We start from the raw sequence: 12,308 nt of genomic DNA on the forward strand, positions 1-12,308 counted from the left end.
TAGACCGCGAACCAGAGATAGGGCTCGTTTTAATTGGCCTTTGCGCCAATTTCCTTGTCCCAGCGCTCAAGGATTTCCTTGCGCTTGTTTGGCTCGCCATAGGTCTTAAAGTCATAGTCGATCAGCTTGATATCCTCGAAGCGTGGCGACTCTTTTGGAACTTCAGCATTCTTGTTGGATGGAATCTGGAAGGATTTTGCATCCTTCATCTTGGATTGCACTTCAGCACTCAACGCCCAGTCATACCATTTCTTGGCATTATCTAGATTGCGAGCGCCTTTGATGATCGACATGGAACCGATCTCATAGCCAGTGCCTTCGCAAGGCGCGATCGACTTGATAGGAAAACCTTCTGCCGTCATTGCAACTGCATCATGCATGAAAACGATGCCAATGCCGTTTTCACCACGCGCAGCCGACTTCACCGGGGCTGAACCAGACTTGGTATATTGGGACACATTTGCATTCAGCTTTGCCAGATATTCAAATGCCTTCTCCTCGCCCATCAGCTGAACGAGTGTGGCAAGCGCCGTATAGGCTGTACCAGACGAATTCGGGTTGGCCATCTGGATTTCACCCTTATAGGACGGATCAAGCAAATCCGCCCAGCAGGCGGGTTCTTTCAAATTCTTCTTCTTAAAAAGATCGGTGTTATAGCCCCATCCGAGCGCTCCAGCATAAACGCCGACAGTGCGGAAGTCCGAGCTTTCTGCCTGCTTTTTGGCCCAATCCTGTAATTGGTCAAGCATTGGCGATTTATACTCGAGCGTCAGCCCTTCGGAAGCAGCTTGCAAATGGGGATCGCCCGTACCTGCCCACCAAATATCGGTCTTGGGATTGCGCGCTTCGGCTCGAACCTTCGCATAGGTTTCGCCAGAAGACAGGCGTACCATATTCACCTTTATGTTGGTTTCTTTCTCGAAATTGTTCTTCATCTGCTCGCAGATTACGACGTCTGCCGAACATATAAGATTGAGATTGCCCGAAGCCTGTGCCGAAACTGCAAATGATGAAACGCCGGCGGCAAACGCCGCGATTGTAAGTGCCCAACGCATTGTTGTTCCTCCCTATGTTCAGCGCCTCCACGCTGCGGCTTTTCACAAGCCTTCGCATAGTCTTTGCCTTTTAGGCTTGTGTGTCAATGTGAATTTATAAATTTCATTCTATAAATTTTATAAACGGACTAATAATTCTGTTTTAATGGAAATGCGACTAACACGAACCAAAAAGGCGACCCAAAGGTCGCCTTTCTGACTAATCGAAAAAGATCGAAACACGCTCGAAGACGTGTCACCCGATTGCCATCAGGCTGGCATTGCCGCCTGCAGCCGTTGTGTTGATGGAGGTCGAAACCTCTTCAAGCAACCAGCTCAGGCAATAGCAATCAGCGCTCTCGGCCAGCTGCGCCGAAGTTGCTGCCTGTGTCAGCACGAGCGGGCCCGGAAGAGCTGCCAGCTTCTTGTTGATGTCGATCAGGCGTTCGCTCTCTCCTTCAACAAGCGCACCGGCGAAAGGTGTGTCTGCCTGCCAGTCCTTTGTCCAGACAACACGCGCAGCGACGCTTGAAGGCAAGTCCTTCAGAACATTACGCAAGCCTGAAGCCTCGTCGATGACCGCTTCGTTGCCAGTGGCCAGTGCCGCTGTCAGCTGACGATAGAGACCGGTTTCAGTTTGTGGAACCAGAAGAATGCGACCCCGCGCATGAAGCGCATAGAGGTTGCGTTCGCCAACGGGACCCGGAAGCTCGATATTCAGACCAAGTGCAGAAGCACTGCCGGTTTCACGAGCGGCCTGCGCCAGTTCGTTCATGCCGCGATTGCCAAGCCACTTTGCGAAATCATTGAGCGCGGCATCGGTGTGAACCGAAGCCATACGCGGCGGAATTGGCGCTGTTTCAACAAGGCGACCAAGATAGAGCGGACCGCCAGCCTTCGGGCCCGTGCCGGACAGACCACGGCCACCGAAAGGCTGGACGCCCACAATCGCACCGATAACGTTGCGATTGATATAGACGTTGCCAACGCGGATGCGATCAGCAACGTGAGCAATCGTTTCATCAAGACGCGTATGAAGACCAAAAGTCAGGCCATAGCCGGTTGCGTTGATGTCATCGATGAGGCTGTCCATGTCGTTACGCTTGTAGCGTACAACATGCAGAACCGGACCAAACACTTCACGCTTCAGATCGCGCAGACTGTCGATCTCGACGATGGTTGGCGCAACGAAAGTGCCCTTCCCGGTTTCAGGTCCAAGCGGAAGCTGTTCCACCTTACGACCCATATCGCGCATCGTCTGAACGTGCTTTTCGATGATGTCCTTGGCTTCCGCCGTGATAACAGCGCCAATATCAACTTTCAGCTTGTCGGTGCGGCCAATCGACAGTTCCTTGAGCGCACCCTTAAGCATAGTCAGGATGCGATCAGCAACATCTTCCTGCAGGCAAAGAACGCGCAGAGCCGAACAACGCTGACCGGCGCTGTCAAAAGCCGAACCGATCACGTCGAACACGACCTGTTCGGCAAGAGCGGACGAATCTACCATCATGGCGTTCTGGCCGCCGGTTTCAGCAATCAGCGGGATCGGCTTGCCATTTGGCAGCAGACGTGACGCAAGCTGCGCCTGAATAAGACGTGCAACTTCCGTCGAGCCGGTGAACATTACACCACAGGTTTCTTGTGCTGCGACAAGAGCTGCACCAATGCGGCCATCGCCCGGCAGAAGCTGCAATGCGTCCGCAGGAATGCCAGCTTCATGCAGAATACGAACGCCCTGCGCTGCAATGAGCGGGGTTTCTTCAGCAGGCTTTGCCAGAACCGGATTGCCTGCAACAAGAGCTGCTGCAATCTGACCGGTGAAAATCGCCAGCGGGAAGTTCCACGGGCTGATACAGACAATCGGACCAAGCGGCTTGTGCGCAACACCCAGCGTGCGGCGGGTCTGTTCGGCATAATAGCGCAGGAAGTCGATGGCTTCACGCACTTCTGCAATCGCGTTTGGCATAGACTTGCCAGCTTCACGCATGATGAGACCGAGAAGCTCTGCCATTTCACGCTGCATGATATTGGCAGCGCGATCAAGGCAAGCTGCACGATCAGCAGGCGAAATTTTTGACCAGCTTGCTACAGCCTTTTGAGCTGCGTTCATCGCGCTTGCAACATCGTCGGCGGCGATTTCCGTAACCGTACCCACGACATCGGAATGATCGCCAGGGTTCAGAACCGGGCGGCTTTCACCCTTAATCTTGACGCCAGCAATCTGCGGATCCGCAGTCCAGGCGCGCGAAGCAGTCGCCTTGAGCGTTTCGCTCAGTTCTGCCAGCTGCTCTTCATTGGAAAGGTCGAAACCTGCCGAGTTTTTACGAATGCCATATAAATCTTCAGGCAAGCTGATCTGGTCGTGACGTGCACCGACAACGGCCATCGAACGAACGACTTCCGCAGGATCGGCAATCAGCTCATCAACCGACACGCTCTTGTCGCCAATGCGATTGACGAAGGAAGAGTTCGCACCGTTTTCGAGCAGACGACGCACCAGATAGGCCAGCAGCGTTTCATGCGTACCAACCGGCGCATAAATGCGAGCTGGACGACCTAGCTTCGATGCACCGACAACTTCGTCATAAAGCGGCTCGCCCATGCCATGCAGGCACTGGAATTCATAAGAGCCCGTTTTGAAGTCCGGGCCTGCCAGATGATAGATCGTGGCAAGCGTCTGCGCATTATGCGTTGCAAACTGCGGGAAGATCACATCACGGGCGGCAAGCAATTTGCGGGCGCAAGCAATGTAGGAAACGTCAGTATGAACCTTGCGGGTGTAGACCGGGAAATCTTCAAGGCCATCAACCTGCGCGCGCTTGATTTCGGCATCCCAGTAAGCGCCCTTGACGAGACGAACCATGACGCGACGATTGTTGCGGCGGGCAAGATCGATAATGAAATCAAGTACAAACGGGCATCGCTTGCCATAGGCCTGCACCACGAAGCCGATGCCTTCCCAATCAGCCAGATCAGGATCTTCAATCAAGCTCTGCAGAAGATCGAGCGAAAGCTCAAGACGGTCTGCTTCTTCAGCATCAATGTTGAGGCCAATATTGTACTTCTTGGAAAGGGCTGCGAGCGCCTTCACCTTTGGCAGAAGTTCGCCCATCACGCGTTCGCTCTGTGCGCGAACATAACGCGGATGCAGCGCCGAAAGCTTGATCGAAATGCCGGGACCATCATAAATGCCGCGGCCAGCGGAAGCGCGACCGATCGCATGGATCGCAGTCTCGTAATCCTTGTAATACCGTTCTGCGTCGGCAGCAGTCGTGGCTGCTTCACCGAGCATGTCGTAGGAATAACGGAATCCGCGCTCTTCAAGCGATTTTGCGCGCTTCAGTGCTTCATCGATAGTTTCGCCGGTGACGAACTGCTCACCCATCATGCGCATGGCCATATCCACGCCGCGGCGGATGACCGGCTCACCACAACGGGCAATCAGGCGCGTAAGCGCTGCCGAAAGACCGCTGTCATTGACGGTGTTGGTGAGCTTGCCGGTGACAACAAGACCCCAGGTTGCAGCATTAACGAATAGCGAACGACCGCCCCCAACATGCGACTTCCAATCGCCATTGGAAATCTTGTCGCGGATCAGCGCATCACGCGTTGCCATATCCGGAATGCGTAGCAGAGCTTCGGCAAGGCACATCAGTGCCACGCCTTCCTGGCTCGACAGCGAATATTCATGCACCAGACCTTCAACACCTGTTCCCTTGTGCTTGGCACGAAGGGCTTCAATCAGCTTGCGAGCAGTTTCTCTGATCTGCCTGGTCATTTCTTCAGGCAGGGTTGCCTGCTGAACCAGCGCGGTCACGCATTCTGCTTCTGGCCGACGATAGGCATCGGTGATTGCTTTACGCAGCGGTGTCTGCGCGCGGATCGGTGGCGCAAAATTCTGGAATACAGGAGTAGCGTTGGCAGATAGTTTATCAGTCATGGTGCAGTGCTCGCAAAAACAGGCTCGGGCCCAGTTCAACTATGCTTTATATGGTTGCACACTATCATCAGCACAAATTGCATTCTGCCTTCATTTAATCCATATAAAGACAATTCGATCTTATTAAAGCGACTTCAAAAGGCAGTTTGAATGCGAAAGATAGACTCTGTAGACGATCTGGATCAGTTCGATCGCCGCATTCTGGAAGTGCTCAGCGATGATGGTCGCATTGCCATGACCGAGTTGTCAAAAAAGGTCGGCCTTTCCAAGACACCGTGTCAGGCACGCGTCAAACGATTGGTCGATGAAGGCTATATTATCGGCTTTCGCGCGGCGATTAATCCCGAAAAGCTTGGCCTTGATCATATCGCTTTTACGACCGTGAAATTATCGGACACGCGCGAAGCGGCCCTCACCGCCTTTAACGTTGCGGTACGCAAGATACGTGAAGTCGAAGAATGCCATATGATTGCAAGCTCTTTCGACTATCTACTGAAAGTGCGAACGCCCAACATCCGGCGTTACCGCGAGGTGCTGGGCGAAAAAATCTCCAGCCTGCCGAATGTGGCAAGCACATCAACTTTTGTGGTGATGGAATCTGTCAAAGACAATCGCCCGGTTAGAGTCTATCCGGGCGCACTGTAGGTTTTATAGTGGTTGATCTGCCAGATAGCGCTCAAGTGTTCTGGCCGTCCCATCCTGCCAGATACGCTTAAGTGCCGCCGAGAACGCCTCGATATAGGCTTGATTGGTGGCCAATGCGCCGAAAATGTGGGTCATTTCGAGCCAGCGTTCCGGTTCGTCTTTGGCAAGTAATGCCTGTTTTAACAGGCGATCCCACGACGGATCATTGGGTTCTATAACTGCACCGCTATCCGTTGTTCCATAGCAGTAGCGGCACCAGAGAGCGGACACCAGTGCGAGGCCGGTGATCGAACGCCCTTTGGCCAGGCGATCTGAAACGGTGGGCAGAATAAACTTCGGCTGACGGTTGGAACCGTCAAGGCACAGGCGGCGGATTGTGTCGCCGATCTTTGGATTGGCAAAACGCTTGTCGATAAGCAGGCGATAGTCTTCCAGAACCGTATTTGGAACGGGTGGCACTTCTGGAATGATTTCTTGCTTGGTGAGCTTTTCCAGATATTGACGGATCAGGGGATGTTCCATTGCTTCATGAACAAAATGGATGTCGAGAAGTCCTCCCGGATAGGCAATGGCCGCATGTCCGCCGTTGAGGATACGGATTTTCATTAGTTCATAGGCGTCGACCTGATCGGAGAAGGTCACACCGACTTTTTGCAGCCGTGGGCGCCCGGTCGGGAATTTATCTTCGACCACCCACTGTTTGAAACCCTCACAGAAGACCGGCCAGCCATCTTCAACTTCAAACTCCTTAAGCGCAATATCGCGTTCGCGCGCACCGGTCGCCGGTGTGATGCGATCAACCATTGAATTGGGAAACGCAACATTGGCGGCAATCCAATCAGCAAATTTCGGATCACTAAGCTTCGCGAGACCAACGACAGCATCTTCGGTAACATGGCCATTGCCGGGAATATTATCGCAGGACATGATCGTGAATGGCTCAACTTCGGCTTGCTTGCGTAGTTTCAGCGCCTGCACGATAAGGCCGAAGACAGTATTCGGCTTGTCGGGATGAACGCTGTCATAGACAATATCCGGATGCGCAGGATCAAAATGCTGGCTTGCCGGATTGATGTAATAACCGCCTTCAGTAATCGTCATCGACACGATGCGGATATCCGGTGATGTAAGATAGGTTAGCAAGGCCTTCCGGCCCTCATCCGTCGATATAGTCACGTAATCGATCATCGATGCCGTTATACGCGCGATGGAATAATCAGCTTCCTGCTCGACAACTGTTGTCAGCCAATCCTGAGCTTTCAGCGTGTCGCGCATGGCGTCATCGCTCGCACGTACGCCTGCGCCGACCAAAGCCCAGTCGTGATCAAGCCCCAGACCAAACAGGTCATCAAGATAAACAGCCTGATGCGCACGATGGAAGTTACCGATGCCAAAATGCACGATTCCGGGCGTCAGCGCCTCCAGGTCATAACCAGGCTTATCAAGTTTGTTGAAGCTCTTAAGCGTTGCGCGGGACAGCTTGGTCATGACTTACAATCCTCCTCATGAATCCAGACAACCCAGCCTATGGTTTGATATTGCAGTGGGCAATATCTCTTTATAAGTATCGTACATACAAATAAAAATGGCGGGCAAGGCCCGCCATTTCGATCAAATTTATAGTACTTAGTTCAAGCCAAGCGTGCCACGCAGTGTCGAGAGGTCTTCCGCCAGCGTGTTGATCGCGCCAGCCATAACCTTACGGTCTTCTTCTGTCAGCTTGTCATACAATTCATAGCCATCGCCCTTCTTGTACTTAACAAGAATGTCGTTGACGGTTTTGAAATTGGCATCCGACTTCTTCAGAAGCTCCGGATTTTCCTTTTCAATCAGCGGACGGAAGAGTTCGACGATCTTCTGTGAACCATCAACATTAGCCTGGAAATCCCAGATATCCGTGTGGCTGTAACGGTCTTCTTCACCGGAAATCTTGGTTGCAGCCACTTCTTCCATAAGCGCTGCTGCACCGCCGACAACCTTTTCAGGCGGGAAGGTCATGTCTTTGATGCGCTTCTGAAGCTCGACAACATCTGCGTACAGCTTATCAGCATATTTATCGAGACCTTCGGTCGAATTCTGGTCGAACAGACCATATTCGAGGCGATGGAAGCCGGTAAAGTCGTCTGACTTTTCCGCGTCTTCGTGATCGTCTGCACGGCTATCGATCGATGCGTCAAGATCAGCAAAGAGTTCAGCAATCGGCTCGATTCTTTCATAAGAAACGCGTGTCGAAGGATAAAGCTCTTTCGCCTTCGCCAGATCACCAGCCTTGATTGCGTCGGTGAAAGCCTTGGTGTCTTTCACGAGAACATCAAGGTTGTCCTGAACATAGATCTTATAGTCAGCAATTGGCTGAACGAGATCGAGTGGGGAAACTTCAGCTTTTGCAACGCCAAAGCTAAGAGAAAGAGCGACGACACAAGCCGACGCGAGCAGTGGCAGACGATATTTCATAGTTACCTCTCCTTGGTGATAAGACCTTCACCCACGCGCATTCTGCGGCCCACTCGCCTGCAGGAGTGCTCGTGCATAAAAGTCATTCTGATCTTTCACGCCGGGTAGCGTGAAGAAATAACCGCCGCCGATTGGCTTGATATACTCTTCCAGAGGCTCGCCATCGAGGCGCTTCTGAACAGTGATAAAGCCCTTTTCCAGATCGGCCTGATAAGCGATGAACAGCAGTCCCATATCGAGCTGTCCAGCTTTTGTGACACCATTGGAATAGTTAAACGGACGGCGCAAAATCAGATGTTGCTCGGCATTGGCATCGCGTGGATTGGCCAGCCGAATGTGCGAATCCATTGGCGTGATCTTGCCTTCCGGATCTTTGGAATAGTCAGGCACATCAGCTTCGGTTTTACCATCGAATGGCGCACCACTGTCTTTGTGACGGCCAAAAATCGTCTGTTGCTCCTGCAACGGCGTGCGATCCCAGCGTTCAACAAAATTGCGGATAATACGCACGGCCATGTAACTGCCATTCACAGCCCACTCCGGTTCGCCTCTATCGGGCTGTATCCAGACAATGCGCTCCATCAAGGCTTTATCTGCTGCATCCGGATTGGCAGAACCATCGCGGAAGCCGAGGAAGTTACGTGCGCTTTCTTTCGCTTTTAGCGAATGCGGCGGCTGCACCGGCACAGAGCCTTCCTGCTTCCAACGGATCATCAGCAGGTCTGGCATATTTTTCACGATGTCGCGCAAGGCGTGAATATTGGTATCTGCCGTATTCGAACAGAACTGAATGACCAAATCACCGTGGCAGAGATCTTTCTGCAGTGCATCATTGGGAAACGCTGTCATGCGCTGCAATTGCTTCGGCTTATGCGGCTTTAAGCCAAACCGATCATCGAACAGCGAATTGCCGACGCCAACCGTTATTGTCAGGTTATCTGGCGTCACATGCGGCCCGAGAATGCCGGAATCCGACGGCGGAAATTTAGGATCAAGTTCAGGCGGCACGCCACCTTTCATAAGGAAGGCTGTCCGCTCCGTGAGGAGCTTGAACATGCGCTCAAGATCGGCACGGTCACGCGCCAACACATCAAAAGCTGCGACAAGTCCTGTTGCCGGACGAGGCGTTACAATACCCGGCTGGTGAATACCATAAAATGGCTGCGCCTCATGCAGCTTGTCGCTCTCAGGCGCATTGGTCACGCTTTCGGACGATAGCGCGTTGTTCGACGAGCGAGCACTGGCTGCCGAAGATCCCAAAACACCCGCAACACTTGCCGCACCAGCACCGAGCAAAAGTACACGACGCTCTGGCGATATCGGATTGTCTTTTCCATTATCTTTTTTGAAAAATTTCTTTGTCATTAATCCACTCCCAATTGATCGCGGAGTTTTGAAAACTGTTCGGCAAGAGCAGTTGCGCCATCCTTGATTTTCGCCTTCTCGTCAGCAGAAAGTGTGTCATATGCCTTGCCATTCTGCGCACTTAGCATCGCCTTCACGGCAGACACCTGAGCATCAATCCCTTCAAATGCCTTGGGATCGACTTTGACAACGATCGGACGCAATACGTCGGCTGTCTTGGCCGAGCCCTCAACAAGCCCTGCAAATACCTGTAAATCCGTATGTGCGTAACGATCATCGCCTGCGTCAGCAGCGGTGGATGCAAAGCGGTTGATTGCCGATGCTGTGCCCGCCAGCATGCGATCAGGTGAGATGCGCAACGCGCGAATACGATCTTTCAGGCCAGCCGCGTCCGTCACAAGCTTGGCTGCAACAGGCTGAAGTCCGTCAAGCGACTTCTGCTCAAACAAACCATATTCAAGGCGATGCAAACCGCCAAATGCTGGATCCTGCTCGCGTTTTTCAAAGAAATCAGCGCGCGCATTGATTGCCGTATCAAGATCAGAAAGTGCTTCTGAAACCGGAGCAATTCGGGCATAGGCTTCGCGTGCTGGCGCGTAAGCGACCTGTGCAGCTTCCAGATTACCACTTGATATAGCATCCGAAAGGACGCCGACCGCCTTCTGGAATTCCGCAACTTCTGTTGCAAGATAAATCTGATATTCAGCCAATGCGCCAAGGAAAGCGGTCAAAGGCAGCTTGCCTTTTTCAGCTTCACTGGTCGCTGAAGGTGTTACGATTAGTTTGCCGCGTGGGTTGGAAAGAAGGCCGCATGTAATCTGATACTCGCCCGGCGAAAGCTTGGCTGAAAGTGTCTGCTTGAAGCCCGGTGCGATATTCTCGCGCTCTTCGAGAACCATCACGCCGTCGAGAATTTCCCACTCGACCGAGCGGTCAGATTTGTTGACGATTTCAAAAACCGTGCGCCCCGCTGGAACCGTCAGTTCATTTGGATCGCAACTCTTGGCGTTAATAACAACCTGGACCTTATCGTCACCGTCCGCGTGACGTGATTTATCTGACACCTTGGATGCGTAGTAAAAAGCAGCCCCTGCCGCTAGCATCAGCAGAATGGCCAGCACCAACACCGCTCGCACAAGGTTGCGGGAGAATGGTGCAGCAGGTTTTGGGCTTTGCGGCTTAGTCATGGAAAATCTCTTCGATTAAACTGTGTGCTTCGCGGCTGCGCTCTGCGCAGGTGCGGAAGATGGGATCAGGAAAATAATGAGCGCAGGCACAAGGAAGCCGAGATAGGCAACCACTTCGCTAACCGTCGGCGTTGCGATATAACCGAAGATACCAGCCAGAACGGAGCCAAGCGTGCTGTCGAGCGGCAGAATTTCGCTTGTATCGAAAATGACCGTCTGGAAATGATTCCAGATACCGGCTTCATGCAGCGCCATGACAGAATTTGCGAGAATGCCGGCTGCGATAATCAGGATGAAAACACCCGTCCAGCGGAAGAAGCGGCGCAGATTGAGTTTCAGGCCACCACGATAGATGCCGTAACCAACCAGAGCGGCAAGCAGAACACCGAGCAATGCGCCAAGCGGTGCTGCGCCACCTTCGCTCTGCTGAAATGCGGCGAGCAGGAAGAAGACCGACTCAAGCCCCTCACGGGCTACAGCAAAGAATACCATCAGGATGAGGCCAAAACCCTTATGCGTTGGTGTTTCAAAAGCCGCATCAATCGAATGATGCAGTTCCGCTTTTATGGAGCGGGCGGCCTTCCGCATCCAGAACACCATGGAAGTCAGCACGAAAACTGCTATGAGCCCGATAATGGCCTCAAAAAGCTCCTGCGCCTTCTGCGGAAATTCTGCGCTTACGAGCTGGAGAATTGCACCAACTGCCAATGACATCGCTAAGGCCAGCAGAACGCCAATCCAGACAACCGGCATCCAGGCGCCGCGCCCAGTCTGATGGAGATAGCTCGCGATAATACCAACAATCAGCGCAGCTTCCACGCCTTCACGGAACATAATGAGAAATGGCACGAGCATTAACAAACAATCCAGTACACTTGAAACCGCCTGAGAAACACTCTCATGCAGTGAGCAGAACATTGCCCGACTTCATCTCTTGAAGGGAATCGTTCTGAATCCTTATCCTGCTGCATTCGATTTTTACGAAACGCCAAACTCTTTAGCCAGGAGTGCAATGAAGCCCCCGACACTACTTGTCAGGCTACCGTTAATCACTACTCTTTTATAACTCTGCATGTCGCCCTGCAACAGAAATGAACATGAGCTCCACGGTAATGTTTTAGAATTATTCTAATGATTTCATAGATTTATGTAGCATTTAATAGGATAGCTAATGAAAGACGTCGCCGTGTAAACAGCGATTTTCATAGCTATCTTACGGAAATATAATCAGTTTTGATCTGTCTGACAGATCGAAAAATCACAACACGTCGGCGGACAGGATGTTGGGGAAATTTCACTTCATTGTGAAAAGTTTCAGAATTTTCCGAAATGGTCAAAAATTTCGCGTTTTAGGGGTTGAAGAATAGTTGCAACAGGTCCATATGACAGGTGCTTACCGCTTGCGCCTCCTCCCATTGCGCGCGGTAAGTGTTCCCCTCTGGAGGTTTGCCTTTATGGCACCTTCATAACTTAGCCGGACTTTTTAGTCCGGCTCTTTTTTTGCCTGAATTTCAGTAAGTTAGAACTAAAACAAAAAGCGCCGCGTTACCGCAGCGCTTTCAAAAACATGTCTCTTTCCTTGCCGGAAATGACTGTCAAAGAACATAGTTCTCATCAGCGTTCAGACAATAAAAATGCATTCCAAGCTCTTTCGCGGACAAATAAAATCTGCGTTAGAACGCG

At 52.1% G+C, this 12,308-nt stretch carries 8 protein-coding genes; 1 reads left to right on the forward strand and 7 read right to left on the reverse strand.

The features are described 5' to 3' along the window. Positions 1–29: 29 nt before the first annotated feature. Both RI570_RS16220 and putA read right to left on the reverse strand, forming a co-directional pair. Positions 30–1,055 (reverse strand): ABC transporter substrate-binding protein, encoded by a 1,026-nt coding sequence (locus tag RI570_RS16220; RefSeq protein ID WP_313829646.1) that lies wholly within the window; start codon positions 1,053–1,055, stop codon positions 30–32. 235 nt (positions 1,056–1,290) lie between these two features. Then, on the reverse strand, positions 1,291–4,974 hold the full coding sequence (gene putA / locus RI570_RS16225; RefSeq protein WP_313829647.1) for a trifunctional transcriptional regulator/proline dehydrogenase/L-glutamate gamma-semialdehyde dehydrogenase: 3,684 nt from the start codon (positions 4,972–4,974) through the stop codon (positions 1,291–1,293). Between the two features lie 150 nt (positions 4,975–5,124). Between putA and RI570_RS16230 the strand changes: the two genes are divergently transcribed. Beyond that, positions 5,125–5,619, forward strand: a complete 495-nt coding sequence (locus RI570_RS16230) for an Lrp/AsnC ligand binding domain-containing protein (protein ID WP_313829648.1) — start codon at positions 5,125–5,127, stop codon at positions 5,617–5,619. 3 nt (positions 5,620–5,622) lie between these two features. Here RI570_RS16230 and RI570_RS16235 read toward each other — a convergent pair whose 3' ends face one another. From RI570_RS16235 to efeU, 5 genes are all read right to left on the reverse strand, one after another. Next, the gene (locus RI570_RS16235; protein WP_313829649.1) at positions 5,623–7,107 is read right to left on the reverse strand and encodes a mannitol dehydrogenase family protein; all 1,485 of its coding nucleotides are present in this window, start codon (positions 7,105–7,107) and stop codon (positions 5,623–5,625) included. Positions 7,108–7,245: 138 nt separating this feature from the next. After that, positions 7,246–8,073, reverse strand: coding sequence for an iron uptake system protein EfeO (gene efeO, locus RI570_RS16240; protein WP_313829650.1), 828 nt, complete (start codon positions 8,071–8,073; stop codon positions 7,246–7,248). 27 nt (positions 8,074–8,100) lie between these two features. Beyond that, positions 8,101–9,438, reverse strand: coding sequence for an iron uptake transporter deferrochelatase/peroxidase subunit (gene efeB, locus RI570_RS16245; RefSeq protein ID WP_313829651.1), 1,338 nt, complete (start codon positions 9,436–9,438; stop codon positions 8,101–8,103). Continuing rightward, positions 9,438–10,625: an iron uptake system protein EfeO gene (gene efeO / locus RI570_RS16250; protein ID WP_313829652.1), complete on the reverse strand. Its 1,188-nt coding sequence runs from the start codon at positions 10,623–10,625 to the stop codon at positions 9,438–9,440. The genes efeB and efeO (RI570_RS16250) overlap by 1 nt, the downstream gene beginning before the upstream one ends. A 15-nt stretch (positions 10,626–10,640) precedes the next feature. Then, positions 10,641–11,480: an iron uptake transporter permease EfeU gene (gene efeU / locus RI570_RS16255; RefSeq protein WP_313829653.1), complete on the reverse strand. Its 840-nt coding sequence runs from the start codon at positions 11,478–11,480 to the stop codon at positions 10,641–10,643. Positions 11,481–12,308 lie beyond the last annotated feature (828 nt).

The organism is Brucella pseudogrignonensis (assembly GCF_032190615.1).
GTDB lineage: Bacteria > Pseudomonadota > Alphaproteobacteria > Rhizobiales > Rhizobiaceae > Brucella > Brucella pseudogrignonensis_B.

Coding starts and splice junctions, on each gene's coding strand:
- RI570_RS16220 (WP_313829646.1), bottom strand. CDS start 1,055: ATGCGTTGGGCACTTACAATCGCGGCGTTTGCCGCCGGCGTTTCATCA.
- putA (WP_313829647.1), bottom strand. CDS start 4,974: ATGACTGATAAACTATCTGCCAACGCTACTCCTGTATTCCAGAATTTT.
- RI570_RS16230 (WP_313829648.1), top strand. CDS start 5,125: ATGCGAAAGATAGACTCTGTAGACGATCTGGATCAGTTCGATCGCCGC.
- RI570_RS16235 (WP_313829649.1), bottom strand. CDS start 7,107: ATGACCAAGCTGTCCCGCGCAACGCTTAAGAGCTTCAACAAACTTGAT.
- efeO (WP_313829650.1), bottom strand. CDS start 8,073: ATGAAATATCGTCTGCCACTGCTCGCGTCGGCTTGTGTCGTCGCTCTT.
- efeB (WP_313829651.1), bottom strand. CDS start 9,438: ATGACAAAGAAATTTTTCAAAAAAGATAATGGAAAAGACAATCCGATA.
- efeO (WP_313829652.1), bottom strand. CDS start 10,625: ATGACTAAGCCGCAAAGCCCAAAACCTGCTGCACCATTCTCCCGCAAC.
- efeU (WP_313829653.1), bottom strand. CDS start 11,480: ATGCTCGTGCCATTTCTCATTATGTTCCGTGAAGGCGTGGAAGCTGCG.